Origin of the sequence: Pseudomonas sp. PHC1, from assembly GCF_046487845.1 — a bacterium.
GTDB classification, from domain to species: Bacteria; Pseudomonadota; Gammaproteobacteria; order Pseudomonadales; family Pseudomonadaceae; genus Aquipseudomonas; species Aquipseudomonas sputi.
The window spans coordinates 32770-57786 of the sequence record NZ_JBJXHJ010000029.1 but is presented as its reverse complement, the minus strand read 5'-3'; the positions used below and the strand labels follow the sequence as shown (position 1 = coordinate 57786).

The 25017-nt window shown below is 59.9% G+C and carries 19 protein-coding genes and 2 pseudogenes; 14 read left to right on the top strand and 7 right to left on the bottom strand.

Annotated elements, in window-relative coordinates; genetic code table 11:
- The first annotated feature begins 245 nt into the window (after window positions 1-245).
- Together mrdA and ACKJSM_RS26285 are read left to right on the top strand one after the other, a co-directional pair.
- Window positions 246-2138, top strand: a complete 1893-nt coding sequence (mrdA, locus tag ACKJSM_RS26290) for a penicillin-binding protein 2 (RefSeq protein WP_410239283.1) — start codon at window positions 246-248, stop codon at window positions 2136-2138.
- Window positions 2139-2166: 28 nt separating this feature from the next.
- A pseudogene (locus ACKJSM_RS26285) lies at window positions 2167-2419 on the top strand (IS110 family transposase); the annotation flags it as partial.
- Window positions 2420-2497: 78 nt separating this feature from the next.
- Here ACKJSM_RS26285 and ACKJSM_RS26280 read toward each other — a convergent pair.
- Both ACKJSM_RS26280 and ACKJSM_RS26275 read right to left on the bottom strand, forming a co-directional pair.
- Window positions 2498-2902 (bottom strand): annotated as a pseudogene (locus ACKJSM_RS26280) (lysozyme inhibitor LprI family protein).
- A gap of 55 nt (window positions 2903-2957) precedes the next feature.
- Window positions 2958-3878, bottom strand: coding sequence for an ADP-ribosylglycohydrolase family protein (locus tag ACKJSM_RS26275; RefSeq protein WP_410239282.1), 921 nt, complete (start codon window positions 3876-3878; stop codon window positions 2958-2960).
- A 196-nt stretch (window positions 3879-4074) separates the two neighbouring features.
- On the opposite strand from ACKJSM_RS26275, the gene ACKJSM_RS26270 reads away from it, so the two are divergent.
- Window positions 4075-4563, top strand: coding sequence for an SRPBCC family protein (locus tag ACKJSM_RS26270; RefSeq protein ID WP_221614298.1), 489 nt, complete (start codon window positions 4075-4077; stop codon window positions 4561-4563).
- Window positions 4556-4720 (top strand): hypothetical protein, encoded by a 165-nt coding sequence (locus ACKJSM_RS26265; RefSeq protein ID WP_236181594.1) that lies wholly within the window; start codon window positions 4556-4558, stop codon window positions 4718-4720. Before ACKJSM_RS26270 ends, ACKJSM_RS26265 begins: the two co-directional genes overlap by 8 nt.
- A gap of 280 nt (window positions 4721-5000) precedes the next feature.
- Here ACKJSM_RS26265 and acnA read toward each other — a convergent pair whose 3' ends face one another.
- Entirely contained in the window at window positions 5001-7742 is a 2742-nt protein-coding gene (gene acnA / locus ACKJSM_RS26260; protein ID WP_410239281.1) for an aconitate hydratase AcnA, read from the bottom strand.
- A gap of 221 nt (window positions 7743-7963) precedes the next feature.
- Between acnA and rlmM the strand changes: the two genes are divergently transcribed.
- Window positions 7964-9037, top strand: a complete 1074-nt coding sequence (rlmM, locus tag ACKJSM_RS26255; protein WP_064598139.1) for a 23S rRNA (cytidine(2498)-2'-O)-methyltransferase RlmM — start codon at window positions 7964-7966, stop codon at window positions 9035-9037.
- A gap of 65 nt (window positions 9038-9102) precedes the next feature.
- Window positions 9103-9354 carry a sulfurtransferase TusA gene (gene tusA / locus ACKJSM_RS26250; RefSeq protein ID WP_410239280.1) on the top strand — a complete coding sequence of 84 codons (252 nt, stop codon included), beginning with the start codon at window positions 9103-9105 and terminating at the stop codon, window positions 9352-9354.
- A 49-nt stretch (window positions 9355-9403) separates the two neighbouring features.
- Here tusA and ACKJSM_RS26245 read toward each other — a convergent pair whose 3' ends face one another.
- Complete coding sequence (locus ACKJSM_RS26245; RefSeq protein ID WP_410239279.1) at window positions 9404-10813, bottom strand: MATE family efflux transporter; 1410 nt, start codon at window positions 10811-10813, stop codon at window positions 9404-9406.
- 160 nt (window positions 10814-10973) lie between these two features.
- Here ACKJSM_RS26245 and pdxB point away from each other — a divergent pair, with 160 nt between their 5' ends.
- Complete coding sequence (gene pdxB / locus ACKJSM_RS26240) at window positions 10974-12116, top strand: 4-phosphoerythronate dehydrogenase PdxB (protein WP_410239278.1); 1143 nt, start codon at window positions 10974-10976, stop codon at window positions 12114-12116.
- A 57-nt stretch (window positions 12117-12173) separates the two neighbouring features.
- On the opposite strand, the gene ACKJSM_RS26235 is transcribed toward pdxB, so the two are convergent.
- Window positions 12174-12353 (bottom strand): PA1571 family protein, encoded by a 180-nt coding sequence (locus ACKJSM_RS26235; RefSeq protein WP_236181589.1) that lies wholly within the window; start codon window positions 12351-12353, stop codon window positions 12174-12176.
- Window positions 12354-12612: 259 nt separating this feature from the next.
- Between ACKJSM_RS26235 and ACKJSM_RS26230 the strand changes: the two genes are divergently transcribed.
- Window positions 12613-14388 carry an ABC transporter transmembrane domain-containing protein gene (locus tag ACKJSM_RS26230; RefSeq protein ID WP_410239277.1) on the top strand — a complete coding sequence of 592 codons (1776 nt, stop codon included), beginning with the start codon at window positions 12613-12615 and terminating at the stop codon, window positions 14386-14388.
- Between the two features lie 65 nt (window positions 14389-14453).
- Window positions 14454-15488: a Fic family protein gene (locus ACKJSM_RS26225; protein ID WP_410239276.1), complete on the top strand. Its 1035-nt coding sequence runs from the start codon at window positions 14454-14456 to the stop codon at window positions 15486-15488.
- A gap of 84 nt (window positions 15489-15572) precedes the next feature.
- Here ACKJSM_RS26225 and ACKJSM_RS26220 read toward each other — a convergent pair whose 3' ends face one another.
- Window positions 15573-17501 (bottom strand): transglycosylase SLT domain-containing protein, encoded by a 1929-nt coding sequence (locus ACKJSM_RS26220; RefSeq protein WP_410239275.1) that lies wholly within the window; start codon window positions 17499-17501, stop codon window positions 15573-15575.
- Between the two features lie 215 nt (window positions 17502-17716).
- Between ACKJSM_RS26220 and ACKJSM_RS26215 the strand changes: the two genes are divergently transcribed.
- Window positions 17717-19639: an ATP-binding cassette domain-containing protein gene (locus ACKJSM_RS26215; RefSeq protein WP_410239274.1), complete on the top strand. Its 1923-nt coding sequence runs from the start codon at window positions 17717-17719 to the stop codon at window positions 19637-19639.
- A 75-nt stretch (window positions 19640-19714) separates the two neighbouring features.
- Here ACKJSM_RS26215 and ACKJSM_RS26210 read toward each other — a convergent pair whose 3' ends face one another.
- The gene (locus tag ACKJSM_RS26210; protein ID WP_236181584.1) at window positions 19715-20152 is read right to left on the bottom strand and encodes a universal stress protein; all 438 of its coding nucleotides are present in this window, start codon (window positions 20150-20152) and stop codon (window positions 19715-19717) included.
- Window positions 20153-20255: 103 nt separating this feature from the next.
- Between ACKJSM_RS26210 and ACKJSM_RS26205 the strand changes: the two genes are divergently transcribed.
- The 4 genes from ACKJSM_RS26205 (at window position 20256) to ACKJSM_RS26190 (ending at window position 24922) form a co-directional block, all read left to right on the top strand.
- Window positions 20256-20693 (top strand): hypothetical protein, encoded by a 438-nt coding sequence (locus tag ACKJSM_RS26205; protein WP_410239273.1) that lies wholly within the window; start codon window positions 20256-20258, stop codon window positions 20691-20693.
- A gap of 540 nt (window positions 20694-21233) precedes the next feature.
- Window positions 21234-23381: a fatty acid oxidation complex subunit alpha FadB gene (fadB, locus tag ACKJSM_RS26200; RefSeq protein WP_410239272.1), complete on the top strand. Its 2148-nt coding sequence runs from the start codon at window positions 21234-21236 to the stop codon at window positions 23379-23381.
- A gap of 29 nt (window positions 23382-23410) precedes the next feature.
- Window positions 23411-24586, top strand: a complete 1176-nt coding sequence (fadA, locus tag ACKJSM_RS26195) for an acetyl-CoA C-acyltransferase FadA (protein ID WP_007953060.1) — start codon at window positions 23411-23413, stop codon at window positions 24584-24586.
- A gap of 99 nt (window positions 24587-24685) precedes the next feature.
- The gene (locus ACKJSM_RS26190) at window positions 24686-24922 is read left to right on the top strand and encodes a DUF1653 domain-containing protein (protein ID WP_007953059.1); all 237 of its coding nucleotides are present in this window, start codon (window positions 24686-24688) and stop codon (window positions 24920-24922) included.
- Window positions 24923-25017 lie beyond the last annotated feature (95 nt).

Genomic DNA, 25017 nt, shown 5'->3' with positions numbered 1-25017 from the left:
TTCCCCATGTGAGAGTAGGTCATCGTCAAGATTAAATTCCGAAACCCCAATTGCGAAAGCAGTTGGGGTTTTGTTTTTTCCGCAGGAAAGTGCCTGGGGAACCTATGGCCGTCGCGATCCTGACCATTGGGGAAATCCCTCTGAAATGACTGCCCGGTTTTTGGTATGGTGCAGCTCGTTTTTTAACGGACTGATGTCTCGCCCAAGGATCGGCGCTCATTTTTTGTCAAAGAGTGGCTGCAGAAATGCCCGAACCCATCCCTATCAAGGATCACGAAAAAGAGACGCGACTGGTCAACAAACGCCTGATTGCCTGTGCCCTGTTCGTCTTCGCCATCAGTTGCGCCCTGGTTGTGCGCCTTTACATCCTGCAAGTTGTCGAATTCGACTATCACTCGACCATCTCCGAAAACAACCGCGTCCATATCCTGCCGATCCCGCCGACACGCGGCTTGATCTATGATCGCAACGGCGTGTTACTGGCCGATAACCGTCCCAGCTATAACCTGACGATCACAAGAGAACGCGCGACTGACGTCAACCAGGAACTGGATGAAGTCATCAACCTCCTGCACCTGCCCGCCGAAGACCGTACAGTCTTCGACAAGGCCATGAAGCAGTCGCGTCACCCGTTTACACCCGTAACGCTGTTCTATGAGCTGACCGAAGAACAGATCGCCGTGTTGGCAGTCAACGAGTTCCGTCTTCCTGGTCTGGATGTCGAGCCACAATTCGTTCGTAACTACCCTCTGGGCGCGCACTTCGCGCACTCGATCGGTTACGTCGGCCGCATCAACGAGAAAGAATCCAAGACCCTCGATTCAGTCGAATACCGCGGCACCCAATCCATCGGCAAAACCGGTGTCGAACGTTTCTACGAGCCACAACTGCATGGCCACGTCGGTTACGAGGAAGTAGAGACCAACGCTCAGGGGCGCGTACTGCGCGTGCTGAAACACACCGATCCGATACCAGGCAAAAACATCGTCCTGAGCCTCGACGTCAAACTCCAGGAAGCTGCCGAAGCCGCACTGGGCGACCGTCGCGGCTCGGTCGTTGCGCTCGATCCATCGACTGGCGAAGTGCTGGCCATGGTCAGCAATCCGAGCTTCGACCCCAACCTGTTCGTGACCGGTATCAGTTCCAAGGAATATTCCGCGTTGCGCGATTCCATCGACCGCCCGCTGTTCAACCGCGTGCTACGCGGGCTGTATGCACCCGGTTCGACCATCAAGCCGGAAGTGGCCATCGCCGGCCTCGACGCCGGTGTGGTGACGCCCCAAACCCGCGTCTTCGACCCGGGCTACTACCAACTGCCGGACTTCGACCACAAGTACCGCAACTGGAACCACAGCGGCGATGGCTGGGTGGACATGGATGCAGCGATCATGCGTTCCAACGACACCTACTTCTACGACCTGGCGCACAAGCTCGGCATCGATCGCCTGCATGACTACATGGCAATGTTCGGACTCGGCGAGAAAGTCTCGCTGGACATGTTCGAGGAGTCGCCCGGCCTGATGCCATCCCAGGCCTGGAAGCGCGCCACGCGCCGGCAACCCTGGTTCCCCGGCGAAACCGTGATCCTTGGTATCGGGCAGGGCTATATGCAGGTTACGCCGCTGCAATTGGCTCAAGCCACCGCGTTGATTGCCAACAAGGGCATCTGGAATCGTCCGCATCTGGCCAAGACCGTCGACGGTGTAGCGCCAGTGGACGAACACCCGATGCCGAATATCCTGCTCAAGGATCCGCGTGACTGGGAGCAGGTCAACCACGGCATGCAGATGGTGATGCATGACGCCCGAGGCATCGCCCGGGCAGCGGCGGCCGGCGCGCAATACCGCATCGCCGGCAAGAGTGGTACCGCGCAGGTGGTGGCGATCAAGCAGGGCGAGCGCTACAACCGCGAGAAAACCCTCGAGCGCCATCGTGATAACGCCTTGTTCGTTGGTTTTGCTCCAGCCGAGCATCCGAAGATCGCCATCTCGGTGATGATCGAAAACGGCGAGGCCGGTGGCCGGGTCGCGGGTCCCGTGGTACGGCAGATCATGGACGCCTGGCTTCTAGATCAGGACGGTCACCTCAAGCCGCAATACGCGGCGCCGACCAAGGCGCCGGGCGATCCTCACGTCTAACCCGCCACAGCTTCACAGCACAGGCTCACGCAAGCATCGCCCACGGCATCTGACCAAAAAAGGAGACCCGGACATCCGACGCTTGGCTTACAACGCCGCAATGGCGGCATGTCGCTAGTCCAAATGGAAACCTTTTACGAGTCATGTCTGGCGAGGGGCTTTTCGAAAACACAGGCCTTGGTCGCCTTGGCCCGAAAGCTCTGTCGGGTGGCATTTGCTCTGATGAAAAATCAGAGCAAATGCCTGCCAGTCTGAGAGTTCAGGGTTGCCGGGCAACATAGAATCTCCCACATTTGAACCGCATTCGAAGTGTGGAAGCGCACTTTGCTCGCGATGAGGTCTTCAAAGACTCCCAATAATCAGGCCCCGGGTACCGGGCAGCTCATGTCACCTTCCTCACAGTTCAAATACTGCTTGAGCGCCTCGGTTCGCGTCTTTGTCACCGAAGCGATGCAATTGTTCTAGATCAATGGATAAACACTCCCGCCTGCCACCCCGGAGGCCGAAAACTTGCACTCGGCATCGCGAAATCCTATCCACGCCCGTTGCGCGCTCACCAGCAGTTTCTTGCCATCAGGGTTGTCCTTCAAACGGGCGGTGATCTGTTGATAAACCGTGTTCAACTCCTTGTCCGCAGCCTTGTTTTCCTGCGCGGCGCACTGATTCATCGTCGCCTGATTGCTGGCATTGGCGCAGTCCACGGCAGCGTGGGCTACGGAGGTGAAAAGAAAGGGTGTCAGGGCCAGCAGCAGGCGTGGGGACATGAGTCATCTCGCTTTGATGAATGAACGTGCCGGGCAGTTTAGCGACTTCGTGGCGCTAACAAGGTGTGCGATGTCTGGATGCGTTGAGCAACCGTTCGGCAGTCGCGGCAATTTCCTCTCCGTCATGCAGTTTTTCCAGCCACGCGGACGGGATTCCCTGCACGCCGTAATGGGCGCCGGCCAACTGGCCGACGATGGCGGCCGTGGTGTCCGCGTCATCGCCCAGATTCGCCGCTTGCAGTATGGCCGCGGTGAAGCTGTCGGTGTGCAGGAAGCACCATAACGCTGCTTCCAGCGATTCGACGCAGTAGCCACTGCCGTGAATTTCACGTTCGGTCTTGTGCAGGTATTCGCCCCGGGCAATCGCTGCCACCTTGGGCTGGCTGAAGGCTGTTTGCGGCAGGGTCCGCAGTTGCGCTTTCGATGCGCCTTCCAGAGCCTTGCAGAGCAGTTCGGCAAACAGTTGGCAGCATTCGACGGCCTCGGGCGCTGCGTGCGTGGTGCGTGAGCTGTCGGCGGCGAATCGCCTGATTTGCCGGGTATCCGGGAAATAAAACAGCACCACCGGTACCAGGCGCATCAACGAGCCATTGCCGGCGCTGTATGGGTCAGTGGAGCCGGCAAACGGCTCTCCAGTGTGTTGAAAGCGATCCAGCGCCTGACTCACGGTCATGCCAATGTCGAAACAATCACCGGTCGAACTCAGATAGCCCCATTGCCACCAGTTCAGATAGCGGCCCATCTGGTCAGCGGCATCGAATGCGTTCTTGTTCAGGAGACTTTCCGCCAGGCACAACGCCATCGAGGTGTCGTCGGTCCATTGTCCGGGCTTCAGGTGAAACGGCCCGCCACCGACCATGTCGGTCAGGGGCTGGAAGCTGCCTCGAGGCTGGAATTCGACGGTGGTTCCCACTGCATCGCCGCAGGCCAGACCGAGCAGGGCGCCACGGTAACGTTCGGAGAGGGAAGGCTGCATGATGACGTCCTTGTGTCGTTCAATTCGCTGGGAACGTTATCAGTTTCGCCGCGCTGAGCCGTCCGCATTCTGACGAACCGGCACCCCAAAATACTGCCGGATATTTCAACAAGACCCGATCGTTGCACCGGATTGATACAACTTCGGATTGGACATGTGGTCATACAAGCCTACTGTTCAAAACAGGAGGTGACGTATGAAACCAGTACCCAACAGCTTTGAACGTAAAATCATGCTCAGGTCGCCGCGCTCCCATGTCTGGCGCGCCCTGGTCGATGCCGAGGCGTTCGGCCAGTGGTTCGGTGTTGCGCTGGAGGGGCGGCGGTTTATCGCAGGCGAATGGACGCAGGGGCAGGTCACGTACCCCGGTTATGAACATGTGCTCTGGAACGTGCTGGTGGAGCGGGTCGAGCCGCAGCAGCTGTTCTCCTTCCGCTGGCATCCGTACGCGGTGAACCCGAAAATCGACTACTCCCAGGAGCCGACCACGCTGGTCAGATTCGAACTGCAGGACTACGAGAACGGCACGTTGCTGAAGGTCTCCGAGTCAGGCTTTGCGCACATTCCCGACGTGCGCCAGAAAGAGGCGTACTACATGGACAGTCGGGGCTGGGAGGAACAGTTGAGCCGGCTCGAACATTTCCTCACGGAGAGCGACCGTGCCCGCGAGCGTGAAGGTGGCTGATATCGACCTGTTCACGCCCTGGCTGGAACGCTGGGCGCTGGTATTCGCTGGACTGTCAGCCGCATGGTGCATGGAGGATGACGACCAGAAAGCCGCCGCCGGACAGCTGAAACTCGCAGATCTAGCGGATTCTGTACTCAAGGCCCGACACGCCTAAGGGTTTTCGGAAGGGGTGCTATGGCGAATGTCTTACACGCGATGGTAGCTTTTTCGACTATTGCCGATTGGATCCATCGCGTAATCTAGCCTCATCAACTGAAACACAGGGAGTGTTTCAGGATCATGGATGATCGACCATATGCAAGGATCGCTGCCGACAGGGAGTCGATAATGGTCTTGGGAAAAACCCGCTTCGGCGGGTTTTTTTTCGTCTGCAGAAAAGTGCCCCTCACAAACAGAAACACCGCCGATTGGCGGTGTTTCTGCATTTGCAGGCTTTACGAGGCGATCAGCTGCCGCAATACGTAATGCAGGATACCGCCGGACTTGAAGTACTCCACCTCGTTGAGGGTGTCGATGCGGCACAGCACTTCGATCCTCTCCTGACTGCCGTCTTCCCGGGTGATCACCAGGGTAAGGTTCATCCGTGGCGTCAGTTCGACCCCGGTCAGACCCTGAATCTCCAGGGTTTCCTTGCCGGTGAGGTTCAGGCTCTTGCGGTTCTGATCAAGCTTGAACTGCAACGGCAGCACGCCCATGCCCACCAGGTTGGAGCGGTGGATGCGCTCGAAGCTTTCGGCGATCACCGCTTTCACGCCCAGCAGGTTGGTCCCTTTGGCCGCCCAGTCGCGGCTGGAGCCTGTGCCGTATTCTTGCCCGGCAATCACTACCAGCGGCGTTCCCGAAGCCTGGTAACGCATGGCCGCGTCATAGATCGCCATCTTCTCGCCGGTCGGAATGTAGATCGTGTTGCCACCTTCCTCGCCGCCGAGCATTTCGTTGCGGATACGGATGTTGGCGAACGTGCCGCGCATCATTACTTCGTGGTTGCCCCGACGTGAACCGTAGGAGTTGAAGTCCCGTGGCTCGACGCCTTGCTCGCGCAGGTAACGCCCGGCCGGGCTGTCGGCCTTGATGTTGCCGGCGGGGGAGATGTGGTCAGTGGTCACCGAGTCGCCCAGCAGGGCCAGCACTCGCGCACCTTTCACATCAGCGATCACCGGCAAAGGCCCGGCAATGTCATCGAAGAACGGCGGATGCTGGATGTAGGTCGAATCCGCCTGCCAGACGTAGGTCGCGGCCTGCGGCACTTCGATGGCTTGCCATTGTTCGTCCCCGGCGAACACCTCGGCGTATTCCTTGTGGAACATCGCGGTGTTGACCTGATTCACCGCATCGGCGATTTCCTTGCTGCTCGGCCAGATGTCACGCAGGTAAACCGGATTGCCTTGCTGGTCGTTGCCCAGCGGCTCGCTGCTGATGTCGGTACGCACACTGCCCGCCAAGGCGTACGCGACGACCAGCGGCGGCGAGGCCAGCCAATTGGTTTTCACCAAAGGATGCACCCGGCCTTCGAAGTTGCGGTTGCCGGACAAGACCGAAGCCACGGTCAGATCGGCTTTCTGAATGGCTTTTTCGATCGGTTCCGGCAGCGGCCCGGAGTTGCCGATGCAAGTGGTGCAGCCGTAACCCACCAGGGAAAACCCGAGCTGGTCGAGGTACTGCGTCAGCCCGGCGGCCTTGTAGTAGTCGGTGACTACTTTCGACCCCGGTGCCAGCGAGCTCTTCACCCACGGCTTGCGGGTCAGGCCTTTTTCCACGGCTTTCTTCGCCAGCAGGCCGGCAGCCATCATCACGCTCGGGTTGGAGGTATTGGTGCAGGAGGTGATCGCGGCAATTACGACCGCGCCGTTTTTCAGACGATAGGTTTGGCCGTCGTACTCGTAATCCGTTTCGCCGACCAGATCGGCATTGCCCACCGCCACGCCACCGCCGCCTTCGCTTTCCAGGCGTCCTTCTTCTTTGCTGGTGGGTTTGAATTGCAGGTCGAGGAAATCACTGAAGGCCTGACCGACATTCGGCAGCGAGACGCGGTCCTGCGGACGTTTCGGCCCGGCGAGGCTGGCTTCGACGCTGCCCATGTCCAGCGCCAGGCTGTCGGTGAACACCGGTTCCTGACCGGGCAGGCGCCACAGGCCCTGAGCCTTGGTATAGGCCTCGACCAATTTCACCACTTCAGGCGGGCGGCCGGACAGGCGCAGGTAGTCCAGCGTCACGTCATCCACCGGGAAGAAACCGCAGGTCGCGCCGTATTCCGGGGCCATGTTGGCGATGGTCGCGCGATCCGCCAGTGGCAGGTCGGCGAGGCCGTCGCCATAGAACTCGACGAATTTGCCGACCACGCCTTTCTTGCGCAGCATCTGGGTTACCGTCAGCACCAGGTCGGTGGCAGTGATGCCTTCCTTGAGCTTGCCGGTGAGTTTGAAGCCGATCACCTCGGGAATCAGCATCGACACGGGTTGCCCGAGCATCGCCGCTTCCGCCTCGATCCCGCCGACACCCCAACCGAGCACGCCGAGGCCGTTGATCATGGTGGTGTGGGAGTCGGTGCCGACCAGCGTGTCGGGGAAGGCATAGGTGCGGCCGTCTTCGTCCTTGGTCCACACGGTGCGCCCGAGGTATTCGAGGTTGACCTGGTGGCAGATCCCGGTGCCCGGGGGCACCACACTGAAATTGTCAAAGGCGCTCTGGCCCCAGCGCAGGAAGGCGTAACGTTCACCGTTGCGCTGCATTTCGATGTCGACGTTCTGTTCGAATGCGCTTGCGCTGGCGAACTTGTCGACCATCACCGAGTGGTCGATCACCAGATCCACCGGCGACAGCGGGTTGATTCGCTGCGGATCACCGCCAGCCTTGGCCATGGCGGCGCGCATGGCGGCCAGATCGACGACGGCGGGTACGCCGGTAAAGTCCTGCATCAGCACGCGGGCCGGGCGGTACTGGATTTCCCGGTCGGAGCGACGCTCCTTGAGCCACGCGGCAATCGCCTTGAGGTCGGCGCCGGTGACGGTTTTTTCATCTTCCCAGCGCAGCAGGTTTTCCAGCAGGACTTTCAGCGACATCGGCAGCTTGTCGAGATCGCCCAAGGTCTTGGCGGCATCCGGCAGGCTGAAATAGTGGTAAGTCTTGTCGTCTATCTTCAGGGTTTTAAGGGTGTTCAGGCTATCAAGGGACGGCATTACGATCACTCCTTTGAGTCCGCACGGCTACGGACTGAGGGGACGGGCAGAGCTATCAACGTAGCCCTGTTTTCAGTAGCTGGCTAATAACTGGACTCTATGGGCAAGTCCAAGGTTCCGACATGGGCTATCATGCGCCGGTTTTCGTGACAGGCATTGCTTCAATGCAAGTCTGGGCATCGCGCAGGGGATGAATGATCGCCCTCTGCCCAGGAGTAAGAATGAACACCCTATTCATGCATTGCCGGCCAGGCTTCGAAGGCGAAGTCTGCTCGGAGATTTCCGACCTCGCCGCCCAACTCAACGTGGCCGGCTACGCCAAGGCCAAACCGGCCACTGCGTGCGCCGAGTTCGTCTGCACCGAAGAAGACGGTGCCGAGCGCCTGATGCGCGGCCAGCGTTTCGCTGAGCTGATCTTCCCGCGCCAGTGGGCGCGCGGCTTTTTCATCGATCTGCCGGAAAACGACCGCATCAGCGTGATCCTCGCGCACATGGCTGAATTCCCGGTTTGTGGCAGCCTGTGGCTGGAAGTCGTCGACACCAATGACGGCAAGGAACTGTCGAATTTCTGCAAGAAGTTCGAAGGCCCGCTGCGCAAGGCCCTGACTGGCGCCGGCAAACTGGTGGAGGACGCCAGCAAGCCGCGCCTGCTGCTGACCTTCAAGAGCGGCCGTGAAGTGTTTCTCGGTCTGGCCGATGCCGGCAACTCGGCGATGTGGCCGATGGGCATTCCGCGTCTGAAGTTCCCACGCGAGGCGCCGAGCCGTTCGACCCTGAAACTGGAGGAGGCCTGGCACCACTTCATCCCCCGCGATCAGTGGGAAGACCGCCTGCACAGCGACATGACCGGCGTCGACCTCGGTGCAGCACCGGGCGGCTGGACCTGGCAACTGGTCAATCGCGGCATGCTGGTGACGGCCATCGACAACGGTCCGATGGCCGAAAGCCTGATGGACACCGGTCTGGTGCAGCACTTGATGGCCGACGGCTTCACCTTCAAACCCAAGCAACCGGTGGACTGGATGGTCTGCGACATCGTCGAGAAGCCGGCGCGCAACGCCGCGATGCTCGAAGAGTGGATCGGCGAGGGGCATTGCCGAGAAGCGGTGGTCAACCTCAAGCTGCCGATGAAGCAGCGCTACGCCGAAGTGAAGCGCTTGCTCGAGCGTATCGCCGACGGTTTCAAGGCCCGTGGGATCAAGGTCGACATCGGCTGCAAGCAGCTGTACCACGACCGCGAGGAAGTGACCTGCCATCTGCGTCGCCATGACGTGAAGAAAGCCAAAGCCCGCTGAGCGCGCGACAGGTGACCGAACACCCGGCATTGGGTGACAATGCCGGCCAGTTTCAGGAGTGAATCATGAGTGAAATGATCAACGCGCCGGTCGACGGCACCCTCGACGCCACAGGCCTCAACTGCCCGGAGCCGGTGATGATGCTGCACCAGCACATCCGCGACCTGGTGCCCGGTGGCCTGCTCAAGGTGATCGCCACCGACCCGTCGACCCGCCGCGACATCCCCAAGTTCTGCGTTTTTCTCGACCATGAATTGGTGGGGCAGCATGAAGAAGCCGGGACTTATCTGTACTGGATCCGCAAGAAGTCCGGTTGATCGCAAGGCAAAAAAAAGACCTGCATCTGCAGGTCTTTTTTATGGCCGGTCAGCCCATCGAACGGCTGATGCGAATGCGTTTGCGTGCGCTGCGCGTCAGGCGGATCGACAGCATCAGTGCCGCGCAGCTCAGGCCGACGATCAGACCTTCCCACAGGCCGCTCGGGCCACGTGGCTCGCCGAGCCAGTCGGTCAGGCCGAGGGCGTAACCTACCGGCAGGCCGATGCCCCAATAGGCGAACAGAGTCAGGATCATCGTCACCCGGGTGTCCTGATACCCGCGCAGGGCGCCGGCGGCGGTGACCTGAATCGCGTCGGAGAACTGGAACAGCGCCGAGTACACGATCAGCATCGCCGCAATGTGAATCACCATTGGGTCAGAGGTGTAGATCGCCGCAATGTGCTCGCGCATCAGCAACATCATGCTCGCCGACAGGCAGGCATAGGCCAGCGCGGAGCCCATGCCGACACCTGCTGCGAAACGTGCTTCACGGGGTTCTTCACGGCCCAGGGCCTGGCCGACCCGCACGGTCACGGCCATGCCCAGCGAGTACGGGATCATGAACACCAGCGAACTGACGTTCAGCGCAATCTGATGCCCGGCCACCACCGTGGCGCCGAGGCTGCCGATCAGCAGCGCGATCACCGCGAAGATGCTCGACTCGGCAAACACCGCGACACCGATCGGCAGACCGATGGCCAGCAAACGCTTGATCACCGTCCATTGCGGCCAGTCGAAACGGCTGAACAGTTCGCTCGACTTGTAGGCCGGCGCCCAGCGCTCGTAACCGGCCAGGCCCAACGCCATCACCCACATCACGATCGCCGTGGCCCAGCCGCAACCGACGCCGCCCATGGCCGGTACCCCGAAGTGACCATAAATGAACACGTAGTTCAGCGGTATGTTCAGCGCCAGGCCGCACAGGCCAAGCACCATGGCCGGGCGGGTGCGACCGAGGCCGTCACTGGTGCAGCGCAGCACATGGTAGAAGGCCACCGCCGGCAGACCGCTGGCAATGCCGTGCAGGTACTGCATGCACGGCTCGATCAGTTCCGGATCGACTTTCATCAGGTGCAGGATCGGCTCGGCGCTGAACAGCATGGCGGTCGCCATCAGGCCAACCACCAGCGCCAGCCACAAGGCCTGACGCACGATCGGGCCGATCTCGCTGTGGGTGCCGGCGCCGAAGCGCTGGGCCACTTTCGGCGTGGTGGCCAGCAAAGTGCCGGTCATCAGCAGGAACACCGGCACCCAGATCGAGTTGCCCAGCGCCACGGCCGCCAGATCTTTTGGCCCGACGCGACCGGCCATCACCGCATCGACGAAGCCCATGGCGGTGGTCGCCAGTTGCGCGATCATGATCGGCAGGGCCAGGCCGAGCAGATTTTTCAGCTCCAGGCGAACCCGGGCAGGGCGGTTGAGGGAAACGGCAGCAGGGCGGTCAGTCACGGAATTCACAGGCAAAGCGTCCACAGGGGTTGATGCGCAAGGTCGGGCATTCTACGCCGCTGACATAACGGTCAGGAAAAATCCTCTGTTGCGGATTTGTAATCGAACAGCCTGCTGGCTCATCGCAGCCCCAGCGCCTACACTGCCGATCCGCCCAAGGAGCCCTGCCATGCTGATTGTTGCCGACGAAAATATCCCGCTGCTCGATGCTTTTTTTGCCGGTTTCGGCGAGATCCGCCGGGTTTCGGGTCGTTCCATCGACCGGGCCACGGTTGAACAGGCCGACGTGCTGCTGGTGCGCTCGGTGACCCACGTCAATCGCGCACTGCTCGAAGGCAGCAAGGTGCGTTTTGTCGGCACCTGCACGATCGGCACCGATCATCTGGATCTCGATTACTTCAACGAGGCTGGCATTACCTGGTCCAGCGCCCCCGGCTGCAATGCCCGGGGCGTGGTCGATTACGTGCTTGGCAGCCTGATGACCCTGGCTGAAATCGAAGGCGTCGATTTGAGTGAACGCACTTACGGTGTGATCGGTGCCGGTGAAGTCGGCGGTCGCCTGATCAAGGTGCTCAAAGGCCTGGGCTGGAACGTGAAAGTCTGCGACCCGCCGCGCCAGGCGGCCGAGGGCGGTGACTATGTCAGCCTGGAGCAGATCATCGCGCAGTGCGACGTGATCAGCCTGCATACCCCGTTGACCCGCAACGGCGATGACGCGACCTGGCACTTGTTCGACGAGCCGCGTTTGCAGCAGCTCAAGCCCGGTGCCTGGCTGATCAACGCGGCTCGCGGTCCGGTGGTGGATAACACCGCGTTGCGCGAGGTGCTGCTGGAGCGTGAAGACCTGCAAGCAGTGCTCGATGTCTGGGAAGCCGAACCGCAAGTCGATGTGGCGCTGGCCGAACTCTGCGTGCTGGCGACGCCGCACATCGCTGGTTACAGCCTTGATGGCAAGCAGCGCGGCACCGCGCACATCTATCAGGCGTACTGCCAGTTCATCGGTCAACCCGCCAGCATTCAACTCGGTGATTTGCTGCCAGCGCCGTGGCTGTCGGAAGTTTCTCTGCATGCCGACAGCGATCCGGCCTGGGCGCTGGCGATGTTGTGCCGTGGCGTGTATGACCCGCGCCGGGACGACGCGGATTTCCGTCGCACGCTGCTGGGCAGTGTCGGTGAGCAACGCGCGGCGTTCGATGTGTTGCGCAAGCAGTATCCGTCGCGGCGCGAGATCGAAGGCTTGAAGGTGCGGATCGAGGGCGATTCGCCCGTCTTGCGCCAGATCGTGACCGCGCTGGGCGCTGTGGCCGTATAAACAGCGGGCATAAAAAACCCGGCCTGCTGGGGCCGGGTCAGGAAGACGGTGGCGATATCACTTTTGTTCGGCAGGCTTGACCAATCGCTTCTCCAGTTCGCGGCATGCTTGCTGGATCATTTTTTCAGTGATCGGCTTTTCGTTGCCATGTTCATCAATAATTGAACAACCCAGAGACTGATCTGGCTGTGTGCGGATCACTTGAATCTTGTCATCGCTGCTGTGTTGCAAGGACATGGCCTGTCTCCTCATCAGGTTGTGTGCCTAGGTTAAAACCGTCAGGTGACCAGGCTGTGACAGCTCCCTGCGGTCGGTCCGGAACGGCATCTCCACTCAAACAGAAATGACCGCCTGTCTCAACCCGGACCTTAGACCAATAGCATCTAGGGAGTAGTCGGGCCGGTCATATTTAACCTGACTCATTGTGATTTACAGAGTTCCACCCCATTTGAGTCTGTAGGCTGGCCCTATCCATCAGCACACGACGTGAACCTGAATGATCCCGATGCTTTCCTCGCGCCACCGCCGGGCCTTGCGCCTGGCCCGTTCGTTCCTTGCCCCTTATCGCTGGCCGGCGGTCGGCGCGCTGCTCGCGCTGATCGTCACGGCGGGCATCACCCTGTCGATGGGGCAGGGCATCAAGCTGCTGGTCGATCAAGGGTTCATGACCCAGTCGCCGCACCTGCTCAATCAATCCATCGGCCTGTTCATGCTGTTGGTGTTCGGCTTGGCGGTCGGCACCTTTGCGCGGTTTTATCTGGTGTCCTGGATCGGTGAACGGGTGGTGGCGGACATCCGTCGACAGGTGTTCAACCATCTGGTGTATCTGCATCCCGGGTTTTACGAGGACAACCGCAGCTCGGAAATCCAGTCGCGGCTGACCGCTGACACCACGCTGCTGCAATCGGTGATCGGCTCGTCGCTGTCGCTGTTCCTGCGCAATTTGCTGATGGTCATTGGCGGTGTGGTGCTGTTGTTCATTACCAACCCCAAACTCACCAGCATCGTGGTGATCGCGCTGCCATTGGTGATTGCGCCGATCCTGATTTTCGGCCGCCGCGTGCGCAATCTCTCCCGGCTGAGTCAGGACCGGATTGCCGACATCGGCAGCTACGTGTCCGAAACCCTCGGTCAGATCAAGACCGTACAGGCCTACAACCATCAGGTGCAGGACGAACAGCGTTTCGCCAGCACTGTCGAGCAGGCGTTCGACACCGCACGCAAACGGATTTTTCAGCGGGCCTGGCTGATCACCCTGGTGATCGTGCTGGTACTCGGCGCCGTCGCGGTGATGTTGTGGGTCGGCGGCATGGACGTGATCGCGGGGCGGATTTCGGCGGGTGAACTGGCGGCGTTTGTGTTTTACAGCCTGATTGTTGGCAGTGCGTTTGGCACGTTGAGCGAAGTGATTGGCGAGTTGCAGCGAGCGGCCGGCGCCGCTGAGCGAATTGCGGAGTTGCTGCGTTCGGAGAACATCATCCAGCCACCGACCACGGGATTGGTGACGTTGCCGGATCGGGTCAAGGGCGAGCTGGAGTTGCAGGATGTGCGTTTTTCCTACCCTTCGCGTCCCGAAAGCCTTGCTGTCAACGGCTTGAGTCTGACGATCAACGCCGGCGAAACCCTCGCGCTCGTCGGGCCGTCCGGCGCAGGCAAATCGACGGTGTATGACTTGCTGCTGCGTTTCTATGATCCCCGGGAAGGGCGGATCCTGATTGATGGCGTGCCGCTGACGAGCCTCGACCCGTTGGATTTGCGCCGCTGCTTCGCGCTGGTCTCGCAAACCCCGGCGCTGTTCTTCGGCAGCGTCGAAGAGAACATTCGCTACGGCTGCCCGACCGCCACGCTGGAGCAGGTGCGGGAAGCCGCGAAAATCGCCCACGCCCACGATTTCATCGAACCGATGCCAGACGGTTACCAGACCCATCTGGGCGACGGCGGCCTCGGCCTGTCAGGCGGACAACGCCAGCGGCTGGCCATCGCTCGGGCGTTGCTGGTTGACGCGCCGATCCTGCTGCTCGACGAAGCCACCAGCGCCCTCGACGCCCAGAGCGAACACCTGATCCAGCAAGCCCTGCCCAGCCTGATGCAAAACCGCACCACGCTGGTCATCGCCCACCGGTTGGCCACGGTGAAAAACGCCGATCGGATCGCTGTGATGGATCAGGGCAAACTCGTGGCGATCGGCACGCATCAGGAGCTGATTGCGAGCAATCCGCTGTATGCGCGGTTGGCGGCGTTGCAGTTCAGTGATGGTCATAAAACACATTGAATAAGGCTGCCAAGCTCGATGGCATCGGGCACTATGGCGACCACTGAGATGCCCCCGGAAAGGATATGAGCCGCTACCAGCCCCCATTGACCCTGACACCTCGAATGCTCGCCCTGATCGCGGAGATCAGTGAGCAGATCGGTCAGCTTTCGGCTGCCGACAGTGGGCGACAGACACCCCAGTTGCGTCGTGGGAATCGTATTCGAACGATCCAGGCTTCTCTGGCAATTGAAAACAACACACTCAGCGTCGAGCAGGTGACTGCTGTATTGGCCGGGCAACGGGTGCTGGGTTTGCCTCGAGAAATTCAGGAAGTGCGCAATGCTTTTGCCGCTTATGAATGCTTGACTGACTGGAAACCCGGCAATCGATCCGATTTGCTGCGCGCTCACGAGCTGTTGATGCAGGGGCTGATTGACGAGAGTGGTCGATTTCGACGGGTAGGTGTCGGTATCTATCGAGGTGAGCAACTGGTCCACATGGCGCCGCCGCCAAGCCGGATTGCCCAATTGGTGGACGACTTGCTGGCGTGGCTTGATGCTTCGGACTGGCATCCGTTGATCACCAGTTGTGTCTTTCACTATGAGTTCGAGTTCATCCATCCATTTGCCGATGGCAACGGACGAATGGGGCGGCTCTGGCAAACGTTGATACTCAGCCAGTGGCGCCCGGTGTTGGCGTATTTGCCCGTTGAGGCGGTGATTCGCGAGCAGCAGGATGATTACTACGCGGCGTTGTCGGCTGCTGACCGAATGGCAGAATCAACGCCGTTCGTGGAGTACATGTTGAATGCGTTGAATCTGGCGTTGCGTGAGGCTATCCAAAGTGAACCCTCCACCGACCAAGTAACCGACCAAGTAACCGACCAAGTAAAGAAGCTGCTTCATTTGCTCGCTGGAACCGTTCCGCTCAGCGTAAATGAGTTGATGAGTGCGCTGGGGCTGGCCCATAAAGCAACTTTTCGCGCGAACTACCTTACACCTGCATTAGCCGGGGAGCTGATTGAAATGACTGATCCTGACTCACCCAGGAGTCCGAATCAGAAGTATCGGCTGACGTCACTCGGCAAATTGAAGGTGCAGAAGTTGCAACACATGTAGCCAAGTGTTGATTCAAAAAAATGCCCGCATCTCTTGATGCGGGCATTTTTGTTTACGTCGATCTGTCGGCGATGCGCGCCCCGATCACTGATCGTCGAAATACCGCTCATGCCAGTCCACCAGCGGTTGCGGCGAGTTGAGTTTCTGACCGTAGATCACCGAGTAGGACAACACGTTCTGCACATACTGGCGTGTTTCGTCGAATGGGATGCTTTCCACCCACACGTCGAAGCTCAGGTGATCGGCGCCACGTAGCCACTGGCGTACGCGGCCGGGACCGGCGTTGTAGGCGGCGGAGGCGAGTACGCGGTTGCCGTTGAACTGGCTGTGTACCTGGCTGAGGTAAGCGGCGCCGAGCTGGATGTTTTTATTCGGATCCAGCACTTGCTGCGGCGAGGCCAGCGGAATGCTGAACTTGCGCGCGGTTTCCTTGGCGGTACCGGGCATCAGTTGCATCAGGCCGCTGGCGCCGACGCTGGAACGGGCGTCGTCCATGAACGCACTTTCCTGACGGGTAATGGCAAACACCCAGCTCGAATGCAGGCCGCGCACCTTGGCTTCGCGTACCAGAGTGTCGCGGTGAGCCATCGGGAACCGGATGTCCAGATCATCCCAGTACTGCGCCTGACTGATGGTGCGGATGGCCGGGAAGTACCATTTCAGGTCAAAAGCCAGTTTCGCCTGGGCGACCATTTCGTCGCGGCTGAAATGCCGGCTGACGTGATACCACTCGCGGCGTCCGTCAACGATCTGGCCACGGGCATGGAACTCCAGCGCACGACGTACGCCAGGCGTGTTGCGCACCCTGTTGATCAGCGCCTGACTGAGTACCAGCGGCTTGTTGTTCAGCGAGTACGGCGATTGGGAGCGGTCAGCGGCGAGGAAACCGTAGAAATCCCGTTCCCGCGACAGATTCTTGTACAGCGTCTGTACTTCCGGGTTCTGCGGTTGCGCCAGTTCCAGGCTGCGAGCCTGCCAGTAACGCCAGCGGTTGGTGGTGGCCAGGTCCTGCGGCAGACGGCGGGTCAGTTGGTAGGCGTCATCCCAGCGCGCCAGACGCAACAACAGACGCAGACGCCATTCGGATACGGTGTTGTCGCGCAGTTCCGGATCGTATTTGGTCATCACGTCCAGCGCTCGGCTGTCGAAGCGGCGGGCGAGGGTCAGGCCGATTTCCCGGGCGATCGCGACTTTTTCATCCCGGGAGAAATGCATGCTGCTGGCATAACCGTCAAGCAGGGCCATGGCCTTGTCCGGATTCTGACGCGCGAGGCGGCGCAGGCCGAGGCTGACCACATCCGACATCGGTTCATCGGCCGGCGTAAAGCGCGAAGGCTGGTTGAGCAGTTCCGGTTTTTGCGCCACGTCCACCAGCAGGCGGCCGCGCGGGGCGAGGGTGGTCAGGCCGTTGACCAGACTGTTCGCCAGCGGATAGTTGCGGTGCTGGGCGGCGAGTTTGGCGCGTTCCCAACGTTTCTGCTCGGTCAACTGGCCTTCGGCGGCCCACATGCCGAACAGTGCATCGCAGGCGGCGGGCTGGGATTTGCCGGTCAGCCAGAGCTTTTCGGCATTGGCGAAGCCCTCGGCCTTCTTGTTGTGGCTGATCTGGTACTGAGCGTTCAGACAGTCCAGTTCGGTGAAATTCAGTTTCGGGTCGTAATACTTGACGAACGTCGCCCAGTCGCCGCGATCGGCCAGCCAGCGCAACCAGCGCAGCTTCATCCAGTTGGCCTGGGGCAGGTCGCCATGTTCGGCAAGGAATTTTTCGATCTCCGCGTTGCTGGCGGATTTCAGCCGGGCAGTCAACTCGTCGTAGGCCAGGTACGGTTCCAGCGGATAGTCGGCGAGGGCCTGGCTGTAGCGGAAATACGGGCCGCTGTCGCCCTTGGCCAGGGCGCGCTTGGCTTCATCGTAATACTGACGTTGGGTGGACAGGTCCACCGCCTGGGCGGATTGAACGGCAGCGGCGGAAAGCAGCAAACATGACAAAACACTGAAGAGGCGACTGCGCATGAGACATCCGGGCAGAGAAATCATGACAAGTACCGGCCCAAAACCGGCACTGAATTGCTTGTAGCTTAGCCTTTTGCCAGCAGCGGGCGAAAGCTTTGCCGGCCTTGCAGCACAAGTTCGCAACAATTGTTGTGCAGAGTGCGTCAGCGGCGAAATTGCCGGCCTGCTCGGGGCCCGATTCAGGTAGAATGCGCGCCCGGTTTTTGGAGAAGCTCATGACCCTGCTCAAATTCAGCGATGTGTCCCTTGCATTCGGCGCGATGCCGTTGTTGGACAAGGTGTCCTGGCAGATCGCCCGTGGTGAGCGGGTGTGCATCATCGGCCGCAACGGCACTGGCAAATCCAGCATGATGAAACTGGTCAAGGGCGACCAGAAGCCTGATGACGGCTCGGTGTGGCGTGCCCCCGGTCTGAAAATCGGTGAATTGCCGCAGGAATTGCCGGTGGCCGACGAGCGGACAGTGTTCGACGTGGTCGCCGAAGGCCTCGACGGCGTCGGCGCCTTGCTCGCCGAATACCATCACCTGAGCCAGAACATCGTCAACGACGCCGATCTGGACAAACTGATGCACGTCCAGCACGACCTCGAAGCCCGCGATGGCTGGCGCTTGCAGACCCTGGTCGACAGCACCCTGAGCCGCCTGCAACTGCCGGCCGACAAGACCCTCGCCGAACTGTCCGGTGGCTGGCGCCGTCGCGTGCTGCTGGCGCAGGCGCTGGTGTCCGAGCCGGATCTGCTGCTGCTCGACGAGCCCACCAACCACCTGGACATCGGCGCGATTGCCTGGCTTGAAGAAGCGCTGAAGGATTTCCAGGGGGCCGTGCTGTTCATCACGCACGACCGTTCTTTCCTGCAAAACCTCGCTACCCGCATCCTTGAACTGGATCGCGGCGGCCTGATCGACTGGAACGGCGACTACGCCAGTTTTCTCGTTCACAAAGAAGCCATGCTGGCGGCCGAAGAAACCGCCAACGCGCTGTTCGACAAGCGGCTGGCTCAGGAAGAGGTGTGGATTCGTCAGGGTATCAAGGCCCGTCGTACCCGTAACGAAGGCCGCGTCCGTGCCCTGAAAGCATTGCGTGTGGAGCGCAGCGAGCGTCGCGAGCGCACCGGCAAGGCCAACATCCAGCTGGAAACGGCGGAAAAATCCGGCAAGCAAGTGATGGTGCTGGATAACGTGAGCTTTGCGCATCCGGGTGGTCCGTTCCTGATCCGCGATTTTTCCATGGTGCTGCAACGCGGCGACCGGATCGGCCTGCTCGGTGCCAACGGTACCGGCAAGACCACCCTGCTGAAACTGATGCTCAGCGGCCTGCAACCGACCAGCGGCAAAGTGGAAGAGGGCACCAGGATCGATGTGGCCTACTTCGACCAGTTGCGTCATCAGCTGGATCTGGAAAAGACCGTGATCGACAACGTCGCCGAAGGTCGCGACTTCATCGATATCGACGGCCAGAGCCGCCACGTGCTGAGCTATCTCGGCGACTTCCTGTTCAGCCCGCAGCGTGCTCGAACGCCGGTGAAGGCATTGTCCGGTGGTGAGCGTGCGCGTCTGCTGCTGGCCAAGCTGTTCAGCAAACCTGCGAACCTGCTGGTGCTCGACGAACCGACCAACGACCTCGACGTGGAAACCCTCGAGCTGCTCGAAGAAGTGCTGTTGACCTTTAACGGCACTGTGCTGATGGTCAGCCACGACCGGGCATTCCTCGACAACGTGGTCACCAGCACCCTGGTCTTCGAAGGGGAAGGCAAGGTTCGCGAATACGTCGGCGGCTATCAGGACTGGATCCGCCAGGGCGGCTCTCCGCGCCTGCTGGGTGTGACCGAAAGCAAATCCGGCAAGGCTGATCTGAATTCGGCGGTGGTCACTGCTGAACCGGCGCCGGTCGCCGCGCCGGTTGCTGCGGCCCCGGCTACGAAGAAGAAGCTGAGCTACAAGCTTCAGCGTGAGCTGGAAGCCTTGCCAGGCGACATCGACGCCAAGGAGCAGCAGATTGCTGCTATTGAGGCTGAAATGGCTGAGGTCGGGTTCTATCAGCGTCCGCCGGCCGAGACGGCCAAGGTGATTGCTATGCTTGAGCAGTTGCAGGCGGAGCTGGATGCGCTGGTGGAGCGTTGGGCCGAGCTGGACGCCTGATTGATTCCAGGCATGAAAAAGCCCGGCGTCCAGTGATGGGCGCCGGGCTTTTCAGCTTTTCACAAGTGACTGGAATCAGCGTTTGACCAGATGCACCGCCAGCACGTCGCAGGGTGCACCGTGCAGCACATCATTGGCGGTCGAACCCAGCAACAATGCCAGACCATGCCGGCCATGGCTGCCGACCACGATCAGGTCGCATTCCTTTTCCTTGGCGAAATGGTGGATCTCCTGACGCGGCTGGCCGTAGGTGAGGTGGCAGTTGGCGCCTTCGAGTTCGGTGTACTTGTGCTTCAGGCGTTCAAGACGTTCCTTGGCCTGATCGAACTGCTGTTGTTGCAGTTGTGACAGATCCATCGGCACGTCACCACCGAAGGCCATGGCCATCGGTTCGACGATATGCACCAGCGACAGCTTGGCGCCATTGCTCACCGACAGCTCTCGGGCACGGTGAATCACAGGGTCGCACTCTTCGGTCAGATCTACGGCGACCAGAATATGGTGGTAGGGCATGAGGTGCTCCTCGTGAGGGATCAATATTGGTAAGTATGGCTGGTTTCAAGCGCATTGGTTCCAAAGTGACGCAATGGGCTCGTTCAAATTCGGGAGTAGAGATATGACGGTCTGGCTGGTGGTGTCAATCCTGCTGGTGGTGTTGAGTCCGCTGGCATGGTTGCGTCCGTCCCGTGCCCAGAGTGGCCGGATAGCCTTGCGCACGGAGGCTCGGCGCATCGGGCTGGCCATGCAGCTGGCGCCCCAGGAGTGGCCGCACTGGATGTCTCAGGAGCCGCCTAACCCGTGCGCGCAATACCATCGGCCACGCCGTGGCAAGCAGCCGGCGTGCTGGACGTATTGGCAGAAATCCCCGGGGATGTGGGTTAATCAGTGGCAGGAAGTCTGTGAAGAACCGCTGTTGCTCAATCATTTCGAAAAATTGCCGGGCAATGTTTTCAAGGTCGAAGCGGACAAGCAGATGATCGCCCTCTATTGGGGCGAGAAGGGGGAAACCTCGGTTTTGCTGGACATTGACGCCACGCTGAAAGCGCTGGCATGACTCGCGGACTTTTCGCGCTGCAACGGTGCGAAACGTCTGGCATACGAGCAATAAAAAGCCCGACATGATTCATCGGGCGGGGTTGGCCAGGCAGGCCGGAAATTCTTTTTGGTGTTGAGCCGGAGCGATTCGGCCAGTGAATGTGCGCCAGTTTTCCTTCGTCGTCCAGCCAGCGTAGCCTGTTAAACAAGGCTTGCGGTGAATTAGGGCGACTTTTCTAACTATTAATCTTATGAATGCCCTCACATGCAAGCGTGTGTGGCCGGGCTGCGTCCTACAGAAATGACCGCAAAGTCGCATTTCAACCCGTATTTAGGGCGATTGACAATTGTCGGAAATTCCGTGAAGGTGGCGTACCCAAATCAAACGGGCGTATGAATTGAGCGTTTGTATTGCAGACTGCTCCTACAGAATCCCGACTATCGCGTTGGCGGGTGTGCCGGGTGGATGGGTGTCAGCATCGACGAAAAAACGTCCTGCCGAGCCATTTGCCTGCGTCCGACGTGTACTGTTCAGCTTCCATATCGTGGAGATCAGTTGATGATTTACGAAGGTAAAGCCATCACGGTTAAAGCTCTTGAAAGTGGCATCGTCGAATTGAAATTCGACCTCAAGGGTGAGTCCGTCAACAAGTTCAACCGTCTTACCCTGAACGAACTGCGTCAGGCCGTAGACACCATCAAGGCAGATGCTTCGATCAAGGGCGTGATCGTCAGCAGTGGCAAGGACGTGTTCATCGTCGGCGCCGACATCACCGAATTTGTCGACAACTTCAAGCTGCCGGATGCCGAGCTGGTTGCTGGCAATCTCGAAGCCAACAAGATCTTCAGCGATTTCGAAGACCTCAACGTGCCGACCGTCGCCGCGATCAACGGCATCGCGCTGGGTGGCGGCCTGGAAATGTGCCTGGCAGCGGACTACCGCCTCATGTCGACCAAGGCCAAGATCGGTCTGCCGGAAGTCAAGCTGGGCATCTACCCGGGCTTCGGCGGTACCGTGCGTCTGCCGCGCCTGATCGGTGCCGACAACGCCATCGAGTGGATTGCCGCCGGCAAGGAAAACCGTCCTGAAGACGCGCTGAAAGTCGGCGCCGTCGATGCCGTGGTTGCCCCTGAAAAACTGCAGGATGCTGCCCTTGAACTGATCAAGCGCGCCGTCTCCGGCGAGTTCGACTACAAGGCCAAGCGTCAGCCGAAGCTGGAAAAGCTCAAGCTGAACGCCATTGAACAAATGATGGCTTTCGAAACCGCCAAAGGTTTCGTGGCTGGCCAGGCCGGCCCGAACTACCCGGCCCCGGTCGAAGCGATCAAGACCATCCAGAAAGCCGCGAACTTCGGTCGTGACAAGGCACTGGAAGTCGAAGCCGCAGGTTTCGTGAAAATGGCCAAGACCTCTGCCGCGCAGAGCTTGATCGGTCTGTTCCTGAACGATCAGGAACTGAAGAAAAAGGCCAAGGCCTACGACGAAATTGCCCGGGACGTGAAGCAGGCCGCTGTATTGGGCGCCGGCATCATGGGTGGCGGTATCGCCTATCAGTCGGCTTCCAAAGGTACGCCGATCCTGATGAAGGACATCAACGAGCACGGTATCGAGCAAGGTCTGGCTGAGGCCGCCAAGCTGCTGGTCGGTCGCGTTGACAAGGGCCGCATGACGGCCGCGAAAATGGCTGAAGTGCTCAATGGCATTCGCCCGACCCTGTCCTACGGCGATTTCGGTCACGTTGACCTGGTCGTTGAGGCCGTGGTCGAGAACCCGAAGGTCAAGCAAGCCGTTCTGGCGGAAGTCGAAGATGAGGTCAAAGAGGACACCATCCTCGCGTCCAACACTTCGACCATCTCCATCAGCCTGCTGGCCAAGGCCCTCAAGCGTCCGGAAAACTTCGTCGGCATGCACTTCTTCAACCCGGTGCACATGATGCCGCTGGTGGAAGTGATCCGTGGCGAGAAGTCCAGCGAGCTGGCCATCGCCACCACCGTCGCCTACGCCAAGAAAATGGGCAAGAACCCGATCGTCGTCAACGACTGCCCGGGCTTCCTGGTCAACCGCGTACTGTTCCCGTATTTTGGCGGTTTCGCCAAGCTGGTCAGCGCCGGTGTGGACTTCGTCCGTATCGACAAGATCATGGAAAAATTCGGCTGGCCGATGGGCCCGGCGTACCTGATGGACGTGGTCGGTATCGACACCGGCCACCACGGTCGTGACGTCATGGCTGAAGGCTTCCCGGACCGCATGAAGGACGACCGTCGTTCGGCCATCGACGTGCTTTACGAAGCCAAGCGTCTGGGTCAGAAGAACGGCAAGGGCTTCTATGCCTACGAGGCCGACAAGAAAGGCAAGCAGAAGAAAGTCGCCGATCCGTCGGTACTGGAAGTGCTCAAGCCGATCGTCTACGAGCAGCGCGAAGTCACTGACGAAGACATCATCAACTGGATGATGATCCCGCTGTGCCTGGAAACCGTGCGTTGCCTGGAAGACGGCATCGTCGAAACCGCCGCCGAAGCCGACATGGGTCTGGTTTACGGTATTGGTTTCCCTCCATTCCGTGGCGGTGCGCTGCGCTACATCGATTCGATCGGTGTTGCCGAGTTCGTTGCCCTGGCCGACCAGTACGCTGATTTGGGCGCGCTGTACCACCCGACCGCGAAGCTGCGCGAAATGGCCAAGAACGGCCAGAGCTTCTTCGGTTAAGCGCCCCCAACTAGAGTGAGAGTGAACTTATGAGCTTGAATCCTAGAGACGTCGTGATTGTCGACTTCGGTCGTACTCCGATGGGCCGCTCCAAGGGCGGCATGCACCGCAACACCCGCGCCGAAGACATGTCGGCGCACCTGATCAGCAAACTGCTTGAGCGCAACACCAAGGTCGATCCTGCCGAAGTCGAGGACGTGATCTGGGGCTGTGTGAACCAGACCCTGGAGCAGGGTTGGAACATCGCGCGCATGGCGTCGCTGATGACCCAGATCCCGCACACCTCGGCCGGCCAGACTGTCAGCCGTCTGTGTGGCTCGTCGATGAGCGCGCTGCACACCGCTGCGCAAGCGATCATGACCGGCAACGGTGACGTGTTCGTGGTTGGCGGCGTCGAGCATATGGGCCACGTGAGCATGATGCACGGTGTCGATCCGAACCCGCACATGTCCCTGTACGCGGCGAAAGCTTCGGGCATGATGGGCCTGACCGCTGAAATGCTGGGCAAAATGCACGGCATCACTCGCGAACAGCAGGACGCCTTTGGCGTGCGCTCCCACCAGCTCGCCCACAAGGCGACTGTGGAAGGCAAGTTCAAGGATGAAATCATCCCGATGCAGGGTTACGACGAGAACGGTTTCCTGAAAACCTTCGACTACGACGAAACCATTCGTCCGGAAACCACCCTGGAAAGTCTGGCGGCTCTGAAGCCGGCGTTCAATCCAAAGGGCGGCACCGTGACTGCCGGTACTTCGTCGCAGATCACTGATGGTGCTTCGTGCATGATCGTGATGTCGGCACAGCGTGCACAGGATCTGGGTATCCAGCCACTGGCCGTGATTCGCTCGATGGCGGTAGCGGGTGTTGACCCGGCCATCATGGGTTATGGTCCGGTACCGGCAACTCAGAAAGCGCTGAAGCGTGCGGGCCTGGGTATCAACGATATCGACTTCTTTGAGCTTAACGAAGCGTTCGCCGCACAGGCTCTGCCAGTGCTCAAAGACCTGAAAGTGCTCGACAAGATGAATGAGAAGGTTAACCTGCACGGCGGCGCGATCGCCCTGGGTCACCCGTTCGGTTGCTCCGGTGCCCGTATTTCCGGCACGTTGCTGAACGTGATGAAGCAGAATGGCGGCACCTTCGGGGTGGCTACCATGTGCATTGGCCTCGGCCAAGGCATCTCCACCGTCTTCGAACGCGTCTAAGCGTCTCGTCGATGGAAGCCGGGGCCAAGTGCCCCGGTTTTTGTTTTTGTGGATTTATTTTTGTTTTTATTTTGAAAATATTTGAGTGAGGGCCGAAGCATGCCGATACAACCAGGGCTCTACCAGCATTACAAAGGTCCGCAGTACCGCGTATTCAGTGTCGCGCGGCATTCCGAGACCGAAGAAGAAGTGGTCTTTTACCAAGCCCTGTATGGGGATTACGGCTTTTGGGTGCGTCCCTTGAGCATGTTCCTGGAGTCCGTCGAGGTTGACGGCGAGCAGGTCCCACGCTTTGCTTTGGTGCAAGCCGAACCGAGCCTTTTTTCGAAGCCGTAAGGCGAGTGCGCGCAAAACCCTGCGCTTGACCTCACCTTGTAGCCACTATATATAGCGGTGCCGCGTCAGGCGCCAACCGCCTTTCACTTCTAGAA

Coding starts and splice junctions, on each gene's coding strand:
- fadB (WP_410239272.1), top strand. CDS start 21,234: ATGATTTACGAAGGTAAAGCCATCACGGTTAAAGCTCTTGAAAGTGGC.
- ACKJSM_RS26215 (WP_410239274.1), top strand. CDS start 17,717: ATGACCCTGCTCAAATTCAGCGATGTGTCCCTTGCATTCGGCGCGATG.
- acnA (WP_410239281.1), bottom strand. CDS start 7,742: ATGCCGTCCCTTGATAGCCTGAACACCCTTAAAACCCTGAAGATAGAC.
- ACKJSM_RS26190 (WP_007953059.1), top strand. CDS start 24,686: ATGCCGATACAACCAGGGCTCTACCAGCATTACAAAGGTCCGCAGTAC.
- ACKJSM_RS26205 (WP_410239273.1), top strand. CDS start 20,256: ATGACGGTCTGGCTGGTGGTGTCAATCCTGCTGGTGGTGTTGAGTCCG.
- ACKJSM_RS26270 (WP_221614298.1), top strand. CDS start 4,075: ATGAAACCAGTACCCAACAGCTTTGAACGTAAAATCATGCTCAGGTCG.
- rlmM (WP_064598139.1), top strand. CDS start 7,964: ATGAACACCCTATTCATGCATTGCCGGCCAGGCTTCGAAGGCGAAGTC.
- ACKJSM_RS26220 (WP_410239275.1), bottom strand. CDS start 17,501: ATGCGCAGTCGCCTCTTCAGTGTTTTGTCATGTTTGCTGCTTTCCGCC.
- ACKJSM_RS26275 (WP_410239282.1), bottom strand. CDS start 3,878: ATGCAGCCTTCCCTCTCCGAACGTTACCGTGGCGCCCTGCTCGGTCTG.
- tusA (WP_410239280.1), top strand. CDS start 9,103: ATGAGTGAAATGATCAACGCGCCGGTCGACGGCACCCTCGACGCCACA.
- ACKJSM_RS26235 (WP_236181589.1), bottom strand. CDS start 12,353: ATGTCCTTGCAACACAGCAGCGATGACAAGATTCAAGTGATCCGCACA.
- ACKJSM_RS26210 (WP_236181584.1), bottom strand. CDS start 20,152: ATGCCCTACCACCATATTCTGGTCGCCGTAGATCTGACCGAAGAGTGC.
- ACKJSM_RS26225 (WP_410239276.1), top strand. CDS start 14,454: ATGAGCCGCTACCAGCCCCCATTGACCCTGACACCTCGAATGCTCGCC.
- fadA (WP_007953060.1), top strand. CDS start 23,411: ATGAGCTTGAATCCTAGAGACGTCGTGATTGTCGACTTCGGTCGTACT.
- mrdA (WP_410239283.1), top strand. CDS start 246: ATGCCCGAACCCATCCCTATCAAGGATCACGAAAAAGAGACGCGACTG.
- pdxB (WP_410239278.1), top strand. CDS start 10,974: ATGCTGATTGTTGCCGACGAAAATATCCCGCTGCTCGATGCTTTTTTT.
- ACKJSM_RS26230 (WP_410239277.1), top strand. CDS start 12,613: ATGATCCCGATGCTTTCCTCGCGCCACCGCCGGGCCTTGCGCCTGGCC.